This is a genomic window from Nocardioides sp. YIM 152315, from assembly GCF_029210375.1.
Lineage (GTDB): Bacteria > Actinomycetota > Actinomycetes > Propionibacteriales > Nocardioidaceae > Nocardioides.
The window spans coordinates 25,672-40,535 of sequence record NZ_JARGER010000018.1; the positions used below are offsets into that span (position 1 = coordinate 25,672).

Below are 14,864 nucleotides of genomic sequence, written 5' to 3' on the forward strand. Positions count from 1 at the left end.
GTAGGCCACGCGCGGCCCTCAGCTCTCGCCGACGACCGAGAGGTCGCTGATTGCGGTGAAGTCGCGCGACGACGCTCCGCTCCCGGGCTTCGACACCGCGAGCAGGCGGATCGTGATCGTGGTCGTGGCGACCTCGACGTCCACCGACTGCACGCCGGTGGTGTCGCCGAGGTCCTGGGTGACGGTGCTGCCGTCGTCGAAAACCCACTCGACCTGCTCGATGCGCCGGTTGCCGTGGTACCAGTCGCGGCCGGGAGCCCGCTTGGCGTAGCCGTTGATGAGCCCGACCGAGCTCAGGCGTGCCTCCTCGGGCAGGGTCACGACGATCTCCTCCCCGGTCCCGTCGCCCGGCATCCGCCAGGCGGTCTCCGGTACGCCGTCGAGCATGTTCTCGCCGTCGTAGCTGACCTTCTTGCCCTCGACGTCCTGGCCGGGACCCGCCGTGGCCGGCACCTCGACCGTCGCCACGGACGCCAGGTTGCCGACGCCGCCGGGTGCCGGGCCGGTCTCGTCGCCGGTCTCGTCGCCGGTCTCGTCGCCGGGCGCGGCCGACGTGGTCGAGTCGTCGGCGGTCGACGGCGCATCGTCGTCGCCGACGACGATCGCGACGACCACGGCACCGATGAGCACCAGGACCGCCGCGGCGGCGACCCACAGTCCCCACGGCGGTCGGCGGTGGCTGGTCGGCTCCACCGGGACGGGGCCGTCGAAGGAGTCGTCGGGGTGCTCCGACTCGTCGGCGTACAGGGGGAAGCGCGCGGGGGGCGGCGGCGTCCAGGCCGGGGGTGGCGGGTCGTCGGGTGGCGGGGTCGTCGAGCGCGCGCGCTCGGCGGTGTCCGTGCGCCAGTCGGGCTCGGCGCCGACCGGCTGGCCGCAGTTGGTGCAGTAGCGACCGATGCCGAGCTCGTGGCCGCACCTGGCGCAGTGATCCATGGTTCTCCTCCCGGCTCCCCCGCCGCGGCTGCCGGGCACCCGGAGGATCACCCTAGACGACGGGCGCCTGGGCGGCGGTGCGCCCCACGAGCGCGGGGAAGCGGCGGACCGCCTGGGCGAGCTCGCGCAGGTCGGCCCCCTCGAGTGCCTGGGGTCCGTCGCACAGGGCGACCTCGGGCTGCGGGTGCACGTCGACGATGACGCCGTCGGCGCCGACCGCGATCGCCGCTCGGGACAGCGGTACGACCAGGTCCTTGCGACCGGCCGCGTGAGAGGGGTCGACGATGACCGGCAGGTGACTGGTCGCCTGGACGACGGGCACCGCCGAGATGTCCAGCGTGTTGCGGGTCGACGGCTCGAAGGTGCGGATCCCGCGCTCGCACAGGACCACGTCGAGGTTGCCGCGCTGGACGATGTACTCCGCCGCCATCAGCCACTCCTCGATGGTGGCGGTCATGCCGCGCTTGAGCAGCACCGGCTTGCCCGCCTCGCCGGCAGCCTGGAGCAGCCCGAAGTTGGCCATGTTGCGCGTGCCGATCTGCAGCATGTCGGCGTACTCCGCGACGACGGCGACGTCGCGCGCGTCGACCACCTCGGTCACGATCGGCAGCCCGGTCGCCTCGCGCACGTCGGCGAGGATCTCGAGGCCCTGGACTCCCAGGCCCTGGAAGGCGTACGGCGAGGTCCGCGGCTTGAAGGCGCCGCCGCGCAGGATCGTGGCTCCCGCGGACCTGGCCATCTGCGCGGCCTCGAGAGTCTGCTGGGCCGACTCGACGGCGCACGGTCCGGCGATGAACGTCACCGTCTCCGGACCGATCGGCACCTGGCGGCCGGGCCGCCCCACCCACACCGTCGACCGGTCGGGGTGGTGCTGGCGGCTGACGAGCTTGTAGGGATCGGAGATGCGGTGCACGTCGGCGACGCCGGGCAGCGTGCGCAGGTTGAGGTGGTGGAAGGAGTCGATGTCGCCGACCAGCCCGATGATGGTGCGGACGACGCCCTTGCTGACGTTGGCCTCCCCGCCGACGCCCTCGACCCGGGCGACGACCCGGGCGACGTCCTCGGCGGTGGCATCGGGAGACATGACGACGACCATGCTGGCTCTCCTTCTCGGGACCGGCCACGTCGTCGGGGCCCTACCTGCACGACGAGGCTAGGCGACCACGGCACTCTTCCCGGGACGTGCCCGCGATCCGGGACGTCGTGCGGTGGGAGCAAGCGGATGCTCCGTCCGTATGACGTCCCCGCGCGGGGGAGTCCTCAGGCTGCGAAGGACCACCCACCGGCGCGGAGGCCGTCTTCGACCTGATCGAGGAACGCCTCGGGCTCGAGGCGCAGTCCGAGCAGCGGGATGCGGAGCACGGTGTCGCCGTCCAGCGTCAGGGCGTTCTGGCGCAGCGCGTCGCCGACGACGTTCTGGGCCCAGGTGTGGTGGATGCCGTCGACCTCGACGACGAGGTGGTAGGCCGGCCAGTAGAGGTCGAGGTAGTAGCGGCCGCGCCCGTCCTGACGGACCACCTGTCGGCTCGGCGCGGGGAGGCCACGTCGACGCAGCAGGACACCGACGTCGATCTCGCCGAGCGACTGGGCCCCGTCGAGCAGCTCGTTGACGACGGTGTGCAGCAGCAGGCGGCGCCGGTCGCGGCGCACGCGAAGCAGCTCGGTCCCGACCATGGCCGCGGTGGCGAGGCGTTGCTGCACCGTCAGGAGGAGGACGTACGTCGCCTCGCGGTCGGTGCGCGCCCACAGCGCCGCACGGATCGCAGCGGTGGCCGGGCGGGTGCGCGGGATGCCGACGCGGACGATGTCGTCCTCCGCCCACCGACGGGTCTGCCGGATGTCGAAGCTGCGCCTGCGACGGACCCGTGCCCCCCGGGGGACAGAAACGCGCACGCGGTCCAGCTCGTACCGCTCGAGACCGGCGGCGATCAGCGCCGACCCGCCGTCCAGGCACGCCCGGGGGCCGCCCTGGACGACGGCCGCCCACTGCTCGCCGGTCGGCGACAGGTCACCATTGGTGAGGTGCACGGACTGGTCGCCGATCAGCTGCCAGCGGTGTGCCCGGACTTGGCCGCGGATCTCCCATCGGGTGATCCCCAACGAGTAGAGCTGGCGACGCGACAGCACCCACCCTTGCTGCGTGGCAAGCCGGCGCGCAGAGACGAACCGCGGATCGTCGTATCGGATCTGTCGTGGCATGGCTGCACGCTTGCCGACTTCCGGGAAGCGCGCCCCTGCTGCACCACCCGCTGTGGAATCCCGCGCGGGAGGACGAGCTGTGCACATGTCGGGGTCGTCGCCCGCGGCCAGGGCTGCGCCGGGAGGTCATACGGTGCGAGCAAGCGGTTGCTCCGTCCGTATGACGTCCCAGGCCGGGCGAGGCTCAGACCGCGATGTGCGGCACCTCGGCCTCGACCTTGCGTCGCGGGCCGACCTCGACGATGAGCATCGCGGCGAGGACGAGCACGCCGCCGGTGACCATGCGCCCCGTGAGGGTCTCGCCGCCGAGGAGCACCGCGAAGAACGCCGCGAAGACCGGCTCCATGCTCATCACGATCGCTGCCCGGGTGGCGCTGAGGTGGGCCTGCGCCCAGGTCTGCGCGAGCAGCGCCACGGCGGCCGGGAACACCGCCATGTAGACCACCGAGAGCCAGTCGCGGCCGGTGTCCGGCAGCACGATGCCGTGCGGAGCGCTCGCGACGAGGCAGATCACGGCGACGACGACGACCTGGAGGATGGACATCCCGAGGGCGTCCCGGGCGTTCGACCAGGCGCCGAGCCCGACGATGTGGAGCGCGTAGAGCAGCGCGGCGAGGAAGGTGATCGCCTCGCCGTAGCCGACGGAGAGCCCGTCGAGGGACAGCACGGCCAGCCCGCCGAACGCGAGGACGACCGCGAGCCAGGTGAGCCGCGTGATCCGGTTGTGGAGCAGCACGGCCGCGAGGAGCGGCGTCGCCACGACGTACATGCCCGTGATGAAGCCGGCACGCTCGCCGGGGTGTGCGCGAGCCCGGCGGTCTGCAGGATCTGCGCGACGCCGTAGAGACCACCGAGGACCAGCGCCTGGCGGCGGGTCGTGGGGGAGAGCCGCAGCAGCGCCTTGGGCGCGACCACCAGCAGCAGGACCGCCGCGATCGAGAAGCGCAGCGCCAGGAAGTCGACGGTCGGGATCCGGTCGACCAGGTCCTTGATGAGGAAGAACGTGCTGCCCCAGCAGGCGGTGACGCCCAGCAGCGCCGCCGTCGCGAGGAGCGTCGTACGACGGGTGTCGGTCACGGCGCGGCCTGCTCGCGCAGGCGCTTGAGCAGGGGGATGTCGCGGGTGTCGGCATTGCGGGAGTCGGGCGTCTCGAGGATGAAGGGCACCCCGTCGGTGGCCGGGTGGGCGAAGAGCTCCGTGAACGCCGCCTCGCCGATGTGTCCCTCGCCGATGCGCTGGTGGCGGTCCTTGAACGCGCCACGCACGTCCATCGAGTCGTTGGCGTGGATCAGCCGCAGCCGACCCGGCCCGCCGATCTCGACCACCCGGTCGACGGTGGCGGTCGCGCCGCCCGGCTCGTCCAGCGGAGCCCCGGCGGCGAACACGTGGCAGGTGTCGAGGCAGATGCCGGCCTTGGGGTGGTGGTCGAGGGCGTCGAGGTACGGCGCGAGGTCCTCGACGCCGGCGCACAGCGACCGGCCCTGCCCCGCGGTGGGCTCGAGCAGCAGCCACGGCGCGCCCTCGTCGGCCACCGCGTCGAGCAGCGGGAGCAGCGCCTCCCGCACCTGCCTCATCGCCGCGTCGTACCGCGCGACGCTGTCACCCTCGCTCGGGTCGACGAACGACCCGGTGTGCACGACGACCCCCTCGGCGCCGATCTCGGCGGCCCTCTTCAGGTTGTGGGCGACCGACGCCGCCGAGCGCTCGTACGTCGCGGCGGTCGGAGAGCCGAGGTTGACCAGGTAGGGCGAGTGGATGAAGACCCGCGTCCCACGCTCGGCCATCAGGTCGCGGAACCGTGCGTCCTCGGCGGGCTTGCCGTCGGTGAGCGCCCACCCGCGCGGATTGCCCACGAAGACCTGGAAGGTCTCGCAGCCGACGAGGTCGGCGTTCGCGACCGCCCCGTCGACGAGGCCCTTGCCGACCAGGACGTGGGTTCCGATCGGGTTGCGCACCGCGTCAACCTATCCCGCGGTTCGATGCGTCCTAGGGTCAGCCCCGAACCGTCATCCAGGAGCTCGCGTGGACGACCGAGACCGTGCCTTCACGGCGTACGTCGACGCGCGCGCCGCGACGATGCTGCGCACGGCCGTGCACCTGTGCGCGGGCGACGAGGCGGCCGCGGAGGACCTGGTGCGTACCCCGCCGGGAGCGCCTGGAGGACGACGACCACGTGCTGCTGACGGTCGCGTCGTACGTCGTCCGCTGCGAGGTCGACGCGCTGACCTGCGAGCGCACCACCGACAGGTTGCCGATCGGGTGGAACGAGTCGGCGCAGCTTTCGCCGACCCGCGTCGACTGATCAGATCAGCGAGAGGGTGATGGTCGTGCCGGGCGGCACCATGTCGCCCGCCTCGGGGGACTGCGACCAGACGAAGCCCAGCCCCAGCGATCCGTCGGCGTCCTCGACCTCGACGTGGAAGCCGAGGCCCTCGAGCGTCTCGCGGGCGGCGTCCACGCCGTTGCCGCGCACCGACGGGACCTCGATGAGCTCGGGCCCCTTCGAGACGACGATCGACACCTCGTCGCCGCGGTGGAGGGTCGTGCCGCCGGGCGGGTCCATCGAGATGACGTCGCCCTCGGCGACGTCGTCGGAGTACTCCTCGCTCGCGACCTTGCCGCTCAGTCCGCGCTTGTCGAACCACTCGAGCGCCTTGTCGGCGCTCTTGCCCACCCAGTCCTTGAGGTCGACCGGCTTCGGCCCCTTGCTGACGACCAGGTCGACGGGGGAGTCGGGCCGCAGCGTCGTACCCGCCTTCGGGTCGCTGGCGATGACCTCGCCCGCCGGGACCGTGTCGGACCACTTCTCGGTGGTCTTCCCGAAGCCGAGGTGCGTGCCCGTCAGCGCGTCCTGCGCCGCGTCCTCGGTCATCCCCTTGAGCTTGGGTACGTCGTACCGCTCCTTGCCGAGCGAGATCGTGACCGACACGGTGCCGCCGTCGCGCACGCGGTCGCCCGGCTCGGGGTCGGTGGCGACGACGCGGCCGGCCGCGACGGTCTCGGAGTAGGCCTCGTCGCCGAGCTCGGCGTCGAGGCCGGCCGACGCGAGCTCGGCCTCGGCCGCGGCCCGGGTCATCCCGAGCACGCCCGGCGTGCTCGTGTAGCGGCCGTCGATGAACCACCACGCGGCCGCACCGCCGCCGACGACCAGCAGCAGGGCGGCGACGAGCAGCACGAGCCCCTTGCGCGAGCGGCGGCGCCCCGGTGGCGGGCCGTCGACCGGCCGCGCGGGTGGCCGCGGCGGAGTCGGCGTCGGCGGCGGGTCCAGGGTACGGAGTGGGGCGGTGAGGTCGGTGTCGGCGGCCGGTGCCGGTGGGCCGAGGGTCGCGAGCACCCGGCCGTCGAACGGGTCGGGCGCCGTGTCCTCCGTCGACGGCGCCTCGGCCGCCTCGAGCCGCATCCGGAGCGGGGTGAGGTCCGCCGTCAGGTCCGGGTCGTCCGCGACGCCCTCGGCGAGCGCGTGGGACACGCGGTGGACCTGGTGGAGCAGGACGGCGGCGTCGGCGGGGCGGAGCTCGCGGTCGCGTGCGGTGGCCCGGGCGACGAGCGCGTCGACGTACGTCGGGATGCCGGGCACCACCCCCGACGGAGGCGGCACGTCCTCGTGGACGTGCTGGTAGGCGACCTGGATCGGCGTCTCGCCCTCGTGGGGCTTGGTGCCGGTGAGCATCTCGTAGAGGACGACCCCTGCGGCGTACACGTCGGCGCGCGCGTCGGCGCGGCCGTTGACGACGAGCTCGGGCGCGAGGTAGGAGACGGTGCCGATCAGCACGCCGCCGGTCGCGGTGTGCTGGGTGTCGGCGCTGACCGCCTTGGCGAGGCCGAAGTCGGCGACCTTGACGCGGCTCGCGCCGGAGTTGGGCAGCGTGGCGATCAGGACGTTCTCGGGCTTGATGTCGCGGTGGATGAGGCCCGCGCGGTGGGCGGTCGCGAGCGCGGAGAGCACGGGCTCGAGCAGCGCCAGCGCCTTCGCCGGCGGCATCGGGCTCTCCTTGCGAATCACGTCGCGCAGCGTGTGGCCCGGCACGAGCTCCATCGCGAGGAAGACCGTGCCGTGGTCGTCGCCCTGGTCGTAGACGGCGACGACGTTGGGGTGGGAGAGCCGCGCGGCCGCGCGGGCCTCGCGGACGAAGCGCTCGGCGAACTCGTTGTCGTCGCCGAGCCCCGGATGCATCACCTTGACGGCGACGGTGCGGTCGAGGCGGATGTCGGTGGCCTCGTAGACACTGGCCATGCCACCGCGGGCGATGCGCGCCCCGATGCGGTAGCGGCCCTCCAGCACCCGGCCGGTCATGGGGTCGGCAGCGGCGCCGGCGCCGCCCGCGCGGGCGTGCCGGTCGTCGTGCCGGTCTGGCTGCACAGCGACCCTCCTGTGGCCGGATGGGGAAGGATCCGGGGCCTCAATCGTACGGACGACCGGCGATCGGCACCCGTTGGGCGGCGGCGCGGCGTGGCGTGCGCCCGGGTGGGAGACTGGCCACATGGAACGCAGCACCAACCCGAGCCGCCTCGCCGACGCCGACCTCGCCGCCCTCGTGCCGGCCTGGCTCGACTGGGCGGCGGCCGCTCAAGAGCTCGGCGTGACGGTCGCCAAGGTCCGCACGATGATCCGCGACCACCAGCTCGCAGGGGCCGTCCCGTCGCCCGGCGCCGGCCAGCAGGTGCCCGCTGACTTCCTCCAGGAGGGCCTGCCGGTCAAGGGCCTGCCCGGCCTCCTCACGCTCCTCCACGACGCCGGGTTCGACGACCGCGAGTGCATCGCCTGGATCTTCACCGACGACGAGCTGCCGGGCCGCCCGATCGACGCCCTGCGCGAGAACCGGGGCTCCGAGGTCAAGCGCCGCGCGCAGGCGATGCTCTAGACGACCCTCCGAGTCGCTGCGTCGGCCAGCCCGCGCAGCACCTCGCGGGCGTGGTCGTCGATGTCGGCGCGGTCCAGGGCGCGTACGGCGCGGTCGCCGAGCTCCGCGATCACCGCCTCGACCTGGGCGTGGGCGCCGGAGTCGTCGATGATCCGGCGCAGGTCGGCGACCTCGTCGCCGGACAGGGCGGTGCCGAGCGAGCGGTCCAGGCGCGCCGCGTCGGCGGGCGGTGCGGCGTCCAGCGCGAGCGCGACGAGCACGGTGCGCTTGCCCTCGATGAGGTCGTCGCCGGCGGGCTTGCCCGTGGTCGCCGGGTCGCCGAAGACGCCGAGCAGGTCGTCGCGGAGCTGGAACGCCTCGCCAAGCGGAAGGCCGTACTCCGACAGGGCCCGCATCGTCTCCGGCGACGCGCCGGCGAGCGCGGCCCCGATGTGCAAGGGCCGCTCGATCGAGTACTTCGCGGACTTGTAGCGCAGGACGGTCATCGCGGCGTCGACGTCCGCGCGACCGCGCGCCTGGACCGACACGTCGAGGAACTGCCCCGCGATCACCTCCGAACGGCACCTGTCGAAGACCGCGAGCGCCGGCGCCACCTGCGTGATCGGCAGCCCGCAGCGACGCAGCAGCTCGTCGGACCAGCTGAGCAGGAGGTCGCCGATCAGGATCGCGGCGGCCGCGCCGTACTGCGCGTCGTCGCCCGGCCACCCGGCGGCCCGGTGCTCGGCCTCGAACGCGCGGTGCGTCGCCGGGCGCCCGCGCCGGGTGTCGGAGGCGTCCATGAGGTCGTCGTGGACCAGGGCGCTCGCGTGCAGCAGCTCGAGCGACGCACAGGCGCGGACGAGCGCGTCCTCGTCGGCCGGGGTCGGAGCGACGGCCCGGTGGCCCCAGTAGCAGAAGGAGGCGCGGAACCGCTTCCCGCCGCTCACCGAGGTCCGCGCCTCCGCCACGATGCGGTCCGCGTCGGGGCCGAGCGGCGCCAGCAGGGTGGCCTGGTCGTCGACGAACGTGTCGAGCACGGCCTGGACCCGGTCGCGGAAGGCGGCGCTGTCCCACCCGTTCGCCGTCACGCGGACGAGACTAGAGGGTGGACGGAATGCGGTCCGAGGCGGTCTCGCTTCCTACACTGTTGCGCATGGCGAACCAGCAGGCACCCAGGATCGGCGACCTCGTCCGGTCCGGGGAGCGGTCGTTCTCGTTCGAGTTCTTCCCGCCCCGCGACGCGGCCGGCGAGGAGCAGCTCTGGCAGGCGATCCGCGACCTGGAGCCCTACCGCCCGACGTTCGTCTCGGTGACGTACGGCGCGGGCGGGTCGACCCGGGACTCGACGGTCCGGGTGACCGGTCGGATCGCGCGCGAGACCTCGATGACCGCGATGGCCCACCTGACGTGTGTCGGCCACACCCGCGCGGAGCTCGAGGACATCCTCGACTCCTACACCGAGGCCGGCATCGGCAACGTGATGGTGCTGCGTGGCGACCCGCAGGAGGGTCCGCGGGCCCCGTGGACGCCGACCGACGGCGGCCTCACGTACGCGCAGGACCTGGTCGAGCTCGTGCGCGGCCGCGGCGACTTCAGCATCGGCGTGGCCGCGTTCCCCGAGGGCCATCCCTCCGCCGAGTCGCTCGACCACGACGCCGACGTGCTGGTCGCGAAGGCCCGCGCCGGAGCGGAGTTCGCGGTCACCCAGATGTTCTTCCGCGCCGAGGACTACTTCGGGCTCGTCGACCGGGTCAGGGCGCGCGGCGTCGACCTGCCGATCCTGCCGGGCATCATGCCGATCCTGAACCTCGGCAACATCCGCCGCCAGGGTGAGCTGATCGGCACCGACGTGCCCGCCGTGGTCGTCGAGCGGATCATGGCCCACGACGGCGACCCGGCGGCCATGCGGGCTGCCGGCATCGCCCTCGCGGCCGAGCTCTGCGAGCAGCTGCTCGCCGGTGGCGCACCCGGCCTGCACTTCTACACCCTCAACCGATCCAAGGCGACCCGCGAGATCTTCGCCGCGCTCAACATGGCGGTCTGAGCACCTCTCGGGCAGGTCCTGCACTTCTCGGGTGTTGCGTTGCCCCAGAAGTGCGGGAATACCCGGTGCACCGGGTATTCCGCGCGCGGGCGCCTACGCCGGGCCGATCTCCGCCGCCACCAGCGCCGCCGACAGGCCCACGTAGGGCAGCCCGGCGCCGGGGGTCGCGTGCGCGCCGGCGGCGTACACCCCCGCGATCGGCGTGCGCGGCCCGACCCGCTGCCGCACGGTGCCGCGGCCCTGCCAGAGCACGCCCATCGGCGACCCTCCCCACCGCTCCACCTGCTCGCGCGGGCTGAGGTCGACGCGCTCGACGACCCGGGCCCGCAGGTCGATGCGGTGCCGGGCGAGCGCCCGGAGCACGTCCTCGGACAGACGGCCGCGTCCGTGCACGGTCACCGCCGCGTGCCCGTCCGGTGCCCGGCCGCCGGTGCGCACGACGAGCATGGGATCGCCGTGCAGCACCAGCTCGTGGGGCAGGTCGGGCGCCTCGCCCTCGAGGCCCACGTGCACGACGACCGGCGGGATCGCGGGCATGGTGCGCTCGACGTACGCCGCCAGCGCGGCCAGTCGCCGCGGGTCGGTGGCGCACACCACGACCTCGGCGTCGACCTCACCCGCGTCGGTCGTGACCGCCGCGACCCGGCCGTCGCGCACGACGACGTCCGTGACGTCGGTGTCGGTCAGCACCGTCACCCCGCGCGTCGCGAGCCGCGCGACGAGCGCGTCACCGAGCCGCGCCATGCCACCGTCGACGGTCCACGCGCCGAAGCGCTGCTCCACGTACGCCGTCACGCCGGCCCAGGCCGGCACGTTGCGCGGATCGTGGCCCTCGGCGACGAACGGGTGCGTCGCGACCAGCCGCAGCCGCTCGTCCTTGAACGTCCGCTTCAGCCGCTTGAAGAGCATCTCCCGGCTGTCGAGCCGCGTGGCGAGGTCGCGGGGGAGCGCGGCGGGGTCCCAGGGGTTCTCCAGGTAGTCCCGGCGCAGCACGTCCCAGTCGTCGGCGTACGACGCGACGTGGTCGGCCCACCGCCGTCCGAGCCCGCCCGCGAGCTGATCGAACGCCGCCACCTGGGCCGCGCGCCCGCTCGGGACCCGCACCGAGGTGCCGTCGTCGAACCGGTGCTCGCGCACGACGTCCAGCGGCACCAGCTCCAGCTCGCGCTCGACGGGTCGCCCGGACTTGCGGAAGAGGTCGCGCACGACGGCCGGCAGGAGCGTGTACGTCGGGCCCGCGTCCCAGGCGAAGTCGCCCGCGCGCACCTCCGCCAGCGCGCCGCCCAGCGTCGCGGAGCGCTCGAGCAGCGTGACGTCGTGGCCGAGCTTCGCCAGCCGCAGCGCGGCGGCGAGACCACCGAAGCCGCCTCCGACGACCGCGACCCGGGCCATCGGCGCTCAGGCCTCGGCGCCGAGGACGCGGTCGAGCGCCTCCTGGTCGCGACCGACCACGGTCGTCCCGTCCGCGGCGGTGATGATCGGGCGCTGGATCGCGCGGGGGTGCGTCGCGAGCGCGTCGAGCCAGGCGTCACGGTGCTCGGCGTCCCTGGGCAGGTCGATGCCGGCCTCGCGGGTCTCCCTGGCGCGCGCGATGTCCCAGGGCTCGAGGCCGAGCCGCGCGACGACGCCGGCGAGCTCGGCGGTCGTGGGCGGCTCGTCGAGGTAGCGCCGCACGGTGTAGTCCACACCCGCCGCCTCCAGCTCCGCCGCGGCCGAGCGGCACTTGGAGCAGGCGGGGTTGAGCCAGATCTCCATCACGCGACCTCGATCTCGGGCGCACCGGTCATCGCCGCGAGCTCGTCGTACGTCGTCGAGAACACCGCCGCCGGGTGGCCCGCCGCCGCCCAGACCACGTCGTACCTGCGCAACCAGGAGTCGAGGTACGTCGTCACCGGCCGCGGGTGCCCGATGGGCGAGACCCCGCCGATGACCTGGCCGGTGTGCTCGCGCACGAACTCCGGCGTGGCCCTCCTGAGCTCGCCCAGCCCGAGGTCCGCCGCGACCCGGGCGGTGTCGACCCGGTGGGCGCCTGACGTCAGAATGAGCAGCGGCGCCCCGTCGGCGTCGAAGAGCAGACTGTTGGCGATCGCACCGACCTCGCACCCCAGAGCCTCGGCCGCGAGCGCCGCGGTGTGCACCGAATCGGGCAGGATGACGATCTCACCGGTGCCGCCGCGGAGCGCGTGGTCGTCGCGGAACCGGGTGATCGCCGGATGTTCGGAGTTCATGGTCGAGACCCTAGGGCAGCGTGCTGCCCCGGGATGGAGGAGGAGACGGATGAGTCAGCAGCGGGCCGCGGCGGCGACGGCGGCGGTCTGGTTGACGGCGGCGCTGATCGCGCTGTCGGTGGTGACGGCCCTCTTCTCGATCGTCTTCAAGGCCGATCTCCTCGACGCGTGGGAGTCCGGCCGCGCCGACGCCGGGTCCGTCGAGCCGCCGGACCTCGTGCCGGTCGTGGTGGTGATGCTGATCGTCCTCGCGCTGCTCATGGTCGTGCTCGTGGAGTTCTTCCGGTCGCGGCACGCGTGGGCGCGGACGGCGATCACGGTGACCGTCGTGGCGCTCGCGCTCGGCACGCTGGCGACCCTGCGCATCGGGCCGCCGGCCCTGTTCGTCGCGCTGTCGGTCATCAGCCTCGTGCTCGACGCGGCGGTGCTGGTCGCGCTCTGGCATCGCGACACCGGCGCCTACCTGCGCGCCGCCGACCGCTCGGGGGACGTGCGCTCGGGCTCGTGACGGCGTCCGGGGTCCGAGGCCGCCCGCGCCCTTGACGCACGGTCGGCGGTGGGGTGTACCGTGAGTCCCGGATCGAACAGGTGTTCGATCCGGGCTCGGCGGGGACGACCTCGACCCCCGTCCCCGTCGGGCCGGCCCGGTCGGTGGCTCGGGTCGACGGAGGGGGTCGTCAGTCCCGGGGTCGAGGGAGAGAGGTGCCCGATGAACCCGTACGCCCTGCCCGCCACGACCCACTCCTACCTGGCCCGGGCAGCGGAGTCGCTGAGCGAGGCGTTGGCCGCCACCGACACCCCGACGCGCTACGCCTGCGCGCACGTCGCCGCGCTCCGGGCGGCGGCCGCGCTGCTGTCCGCCCGAGCCCGTCCGACGGCGAGCCGGGGGCGCCGTCCGCAGAAGAACGCCTGGGTGCTGCTGACCGACGTGGCGCCCGAGCTGGGCGAGTGGGCGACCTTCTTCGCGGCCGGCGCCGCCAAGCGTGCCGCGGCCGAGGCCGGGTCCACCAGGGCGGTCGCCGAGCGGGAGGCCGACGACCTGGTGCGCGACGCCGATCGCTTCCTCGCGGTCATCGAGAGGTCGCTCGGCCTGGTGCCGCACGCGCCGATGGCGGACCGGGCGGCGGTCGTGCGCGCAGGGTGAGGCCGAAGCCCGGCCCACGCCCTAGGGTTGGCAGCATGAACGAGAGCGTGCGGTCGACCGAGCGGCCGAGCGAACGCCGCACCGCAGCCCGGAGCTCCGTGGTCTGGGACGCCGTCCGTCCGTACGTCGAGGACGCGGGCGGCGTCGACGTCCTCGACATCGGCGGCGGCACCGGGGGGTTCGCCGTGCGGGTGGCCCGCCTCGGCGCGCGGGTGACGGTGGTCGACCCGAGCCCCGACGCCCTCGCGGCGCTCGGACGGCGGGCCCGCGAGCTCGAGGTCGAGGTCTCGGCGCAGCAGGGCGACCTGGCGACGCTCCTCGACGTCGTGGAGCCGCGGAGCGCCGACGTCGTGCTCTGCCACGGCGTGCTCGAGGTCGTCGACGACCCGGTCGCCGCCCTGGCGACCCTGCGCGAGGTGCTCCGCCCCGGTGGGGTGCTCAGCCTGCTCGTCGCACAGCGCCACGCAGCCGTCGTGGCGCGGGCGATGGCCGGCCACTTCGGCCAGGCGCTGGCCCTGCTCGACGCGCCGGCGGGGGAGCGAGACGGGCGCACCTCCCACCGCTTCACTGCCGCGGAGGCGACCGCCCTGCTCGGGCAGGCCGGGTTCTCGGTCGACGCGGTCCACGGCGTGCGCGTCTTCGCCGACCTGGTCCCGGGCTCGCTGCTCGACCTCGAGCCCGGGGCGACCGCGGCCCTGGTCGAGCTCGAGCGCGCGGTCGCCGAGCGCGCCGAGTACCTCCCGCTCGCGGCACAGCTCCACCTGCTCGCGCACTGATCCGTCCGGGCGCCTCCCGGCCCCGGAGCCGGTCGGTGCGTGCCTCCTCCGCCCTGGGGGGGTTGACGATCCGGTCGGCTGGGCACCGTACCGTTGAGCGGTGTGGGCACGGTTCGGACACGAATTTCCCCATCCCGGCTACCGGGATGACGGGCCGCTGCCTAGACTTGGAGCTGCCGGGGCCGGTTTCCGGCGATGACATGTGTGGGAGGTACGGTGCCACTCTCGGAAGAGGAGCTCCGACTGCTCGAGCAGATGGAGCGGGCCCTCGTCGAGGAGGACCCCAAGCTGGCGTCGACGCTGCGCGGCACCGCCTTCCGCCGTTCGGCCCGCCGGCGCGCGATCATCGCCGGCGCCTGCTTCGCGATCGGCGTCGCGATCCTGATGACCGGGGCCGTCGCGCGCATCACCGTGCTGGGCATCGCCGGCTTCGTGGTCATGCTCGGCTCCGCGACGGTGGCCCTCGCCGCGCTGCGCGGTCATCACGGGACTCCGGCGTCCGCCGACCCGCGTGCGGCGCACCCCAGCCGCGGCTTCACCGTCATCGACGGTGGTCGCAAGACCAAGCGCAACCGCGGCTCGGGCCACGGCACCGCCCACGGCTCGTTCATGGAGCGCATGGAGGAGCGCTGGCGCCGGCGTCGCGAGAGCGGCGGCTTCTGACCCACACGCGCTCAGCGCTAGCCCGACCCGGTCGAC

The 14,864-nt window shown here is 73.9% G+C and carries 17 protein-coding genes and 1 pseudogene; 7 read left to right on the forward strand and 11 right to left on the reverse strand.

Annotation, left to right across the window (positions count from 1 at the left end; all coding sequences use genetic code 11):
- Positions 1–18 precede the first annotated feature (18 nt).
- The 6 genes and pseudogenes from PZ894_RS05670 to PZ894_RS05695 form a co-directional block, all read right to left on the reverse strand.
- The gene (locus PZ894_RS05670; RefSeq protein WP_275743295.1) at positions 19–933 is read right to left on the reverse strand and encodes a hypothetical protein; all 915 of its coding nucleotides are present in this window, start codon (positions 931–933) and stop codon (positions 19–21) included.
- A gap of 52 nt (positions 934–985) precedes the next feature.
- The gene (gene aroF / locus PZ894_RS05675; protein WP_275743297.1) at positions 986–2,029 is read right to left on the reverse strand and encodes a 3-deoxy-7-phosphoheptulonate synthase; all 1,044 of its coding nucleotides are present in this window, start codon (positions 2,027–2,029) and stop codon (positions 986–988) included.
- 164 nt (positions 2,030–2,193) lie between these two features.
- Positions 2,194–3,132, reverse strand: a complete 939-nt coding sequence (locus PZ894_RS05680; protein ID WP_275743299.1) for a DUF559 domain-containing protein — start codon at positions 3,130–3,132, stop codon at positions 2,194–2,196.
- Positions 3,133–3,316: 184 nt separating this feature from the next.
- Positions 3,317–3,901: a DMT family transporter gene (locus tag PZ894_RS05685; protein WP_275743301.1), complete on the reverse strand. Its 585-nt coding sequence runs from the start codon at positions 3,899–3,901 to the stop codon at positions 3,317–3,319.
- Between the two features lie 77 nt (positions 3,902–3,978).
- Positions 3,979–4,209, reverse strand: a pseudogene (locus tag PZ894_RS05690) (EamA family transporter); the annotation flags it as partial.
- On the reverse strand, positions 4,206–5,087 hold the full coding sequence (locus PZ894_RS05695) for a deoxyribonuclease IV (RefSeq protein WP_275743303.1): 882 nt from the start codon (positions 5,085–5,087) through the stop codon (positions 4,206–4,208). The pseudogene PZ894_RS05690 and the gene PZ894_RS05695, both read right to left, overlap by 4 nt.
- A 218-nt stretch (positions 5,088–5,305) precedes the next feature.
- Here PZ894_RS05695 and PZ894_RS05700 point away from each other — a divergent pair, with 218 nt between their 5' ends.
- Positions 5,306–5,434: a hypothetical protein gene (locus tag PZ894_RS05700; protein ID WP_275743305.1), complete on the forward strand. Its 129-nt coding sequence runs from the start codon at positions 5,306–5,308 to the stop codon at positions 5,432–5,434.
- Here PZ894_RS05700 and pknB read toward each other — a convergent pair whose 3' ends face one another.
- Positions 5,435–7,492 carry a Stk1 family PASTA domain-containing Ser/Thr kinase gene (gene pknB / locus PZ894_RS05705; RefSeq protein WP_275743307.1) on the reverse strand — a complete coding sequence of 686 codons (2,058 nt, stop codon included), beginning with the start codon at positions 7,490–7,492 and terminating at the stop codon, positions 5,435–5,437.
- A 121-nt stretch (positions 7,493–7,613) separates the two neighbouring features.
- Between pknB and PZ894_RS05710 the strand changes: the two genes are divergently transcribed.
- Complete coding sequence (locus PZ894_RS05710; RefSeq protein ID WP_275743309.1) at positions 7,614–7,994, forward strand: Rv2175c family DNA-binding protein; 381 nt, start codon at positions 7,614–7,616, stop codon at positions 7,992–7,994.
- Here the strand turns inward: PZ894_RS05710 and PZ894_RS05715 are convergent.
- The gene (locus tag PZ894_RS05715) at positions 7,991–9,061 is read right to left on the reverse strand and encodes a polyprenyl synthetase family protein (RefSeq protein WP_275743311.1); all 1,071 of its coding nucleotides are present in this window, start codon (positions 9,059–9,061) and stop codon (positions 7,991–7,993) included. The genes PZ894_RS05710 and PZ894_RS05715 overlap by 4 nt on opposite strands.
- A gap of 65 nt (positions 9,062–9,126) precedes the next feature.
- On the opposite strand from PZ894_RS05715, the gene metF reads away from it, so the two are divergent.
- Positions 9,127–10,017 (forward strand): methylenetetrahydrofolate reductase [NAD(P)H], encoded by an 891-nt coding sequence (gene metF / locus PZ894_RS05720; RefSeq protein ID WP_275743313.1) that lies wholly within the window; start codon positions 9,127–9,129, stop codon positions 10,015–10,017.
- Between the two features lie 93 nt (positions 10,018–10,110).
- On the opposite strand, the gene PZ894_RS05725 is transcribed toward metF, so the two are convergent.
- The 3 genes from PZ894_RS05725 to PZ894_RS05735 are packed head-to-tail and all read right to left on the reverse strand — an operon-like array spanning position 10,111 to position 12,245.
- A complete protein-coding gene (locus tag PZ894_RS05725) occupies positions 10,111–11,409 on the reverse strand; it encodes an FAD-dependent oxidoreductase (protein ID WP_275743315.1) in 1,299 nt (432 codons plus the stop codon).
- A 6-nt stretch (positions 11,410–11,415) separates the two neighbouring features.
- Positions 11,416–11,772, reverse strand: a complete 357-nt coding sequence (locus PZ894_RS05730; RefSeq protein WP_275743317.1) for an ArsC/Spx/MgsR family protein — start codon at positions 11,770–11,772, stop codon at positions 11,416–11,418.
- Entirely contained in the window at positions 11,772–12,245 is a 474-nt protein-coding gene (locus PZ894_RS05735) for a YbaK/EbsC family protein (RefSeq protein WP_275743319.1), read from the reverse strand. The genes PZ894_RS05730 and PZ894_RS05735 overlap by 1 nt, the downstream gene beginning before the upstream one ends.
- 49 nt (positions 12,246–12,294) lie before the next feature.
- Here PZ894_RS05735 and PZ894_RS05740 point away from each other — a divergent pair, with 49 nt between their 5' ends.
- From PZ894_RS05740 to PZ894_RS05755, 4 genes are all read left to right on the forward strand, one after another.
- Positions 12,295–12,753 (forward strand): hypothetical protein, encoded by a 459-nt coding sequence (locus tag PZ894_RS05740; protein ID WP_275743321.1) that lies wholly within the window; start codon positions 12,295–12,297, stop codon positions 12,751–12,753.
- A gap of 201 nt (positions 12,754–12,954) precedes the next feature.
- Positions 12,955–13,389, forward strand: coding sequence for an SAV_6107 family HEPN domain-containing protein (locus PZ894_RS05745; protein ID WP_275743323.1), 435 nt, complete (start codon positions 12,955–12,957; stop codon positions 13,387–13,389).
- A 35-nt stretch (positions 13,390–13,424) separates the two neighbouring features.
- Complete coding sequence (locus tag PZ894_RS05750; RefSeq protein WP_275743325.1) at positions 13,425–14,165, forward strand: methyltransferase; 741 nt, start codon at positions 13,425–13,427, stop codon at positions 14,163–14,165.
- A 216-nt stretch (positions 14,166–14,381) separates the two neighbouring features.
- A complete protein-coding gene (locus PZ894_RS05755; RefSeq protein WP_275743327.1) occupies positions 14,382–14,828 on the forward strand; it encodes a DUF3040 domain-containing protein in 447 nt (148 codons plus the stop codon).
- The last annotated feature ends 36 nt before the right edge of the window (positions 14,829–14,864 follow it).

Bases quoted from the DNA above. Each gene is read 5' to 3' on its own strand.
- PZ894_RS05670 (WP_275743295.1), bottom strand. From the start codon at position 933: ATGGATCACTGCGCCAGGTGCGGCCACGAGCTCGGCATCGGTCGCTAC.
- aroF (WP_275743297.1), bottom strand. From the start codon at position 2,029: ATGGTCGTCGTCATGTCTCCCGATGCCACCGCCGAGGACGTCGCCCGG.
- PZ894_RS05680 (WP_275743299.1), bottom strand. From the start codon at position 3,132: ATGCCACGACAGATCCGATACGACGATCCGCGGTTCGTCTCTGCGCGC.
- PZ894_RS05685 (WP_275743301.1), bottom strand. From the start codon at position 3,901: ATGTACGTCGTGGCGACGCCGCTCCTCGCGGCCGTGCTGCTCCACAAC.
- PZ894_RS05710 (WP_275743309.1), top strand. From the start codon at position 7,614: ATGGAACGCAGCACCAACCCGAGCCGCCTCGCCGACGCCGACCTCGCC.
- metF (WP_275743313.1), top strand. From the start codon at position 9,127: ATGGCGAACCAGCAGGCACCCAGGATCGGCGACCTCGTCCGGTCCGGG.
- PZ894_RS05725 (WP_275743315.1), bottom strand. From the start codon at position 11,409: ATGGCCCGGGTCGCGGTCGTCGGAGGCGGCTTCGGTGGTCTCGCCGCC.
- PZ894_RS05730 (WP_275743317.1), bottom strand. From the start codon at position 11,772: ATGGAGATCTGGCTCAACCCCGCCTGCTCCAAGTGCCGCTCGGCCGCG.
- PZ894_RS05735 (WP_275743319.1), bottom strand. From the start codon at position 12,245: ATGAACTCCGAACATCCGGCGATCACCCGGTTCCGCGACGACCACGCG.
- PZ894_RS05740 (WP_275743321.1), top strand. From the start codon at position 12,295: ATGAGTCAGCAGCGGGCCGCGGCGGCGACGGCGGCGGTCTGGTTGACG.
- PZ894_RS05745 (WP_275743323.1), top strand. From the start codon at position 12,955: ATGAACCCGTACGCCCTGCCCGCCACGACCCACTCCTACCTGGCCCGG.
- PZ894_RS05750 (WP_275743325.1), top strand. From the start codon at position 13,425: ATGAACGAGAGCGTGCGGTCGACCGAGCGGCCGAGCGAACGCCGCACC.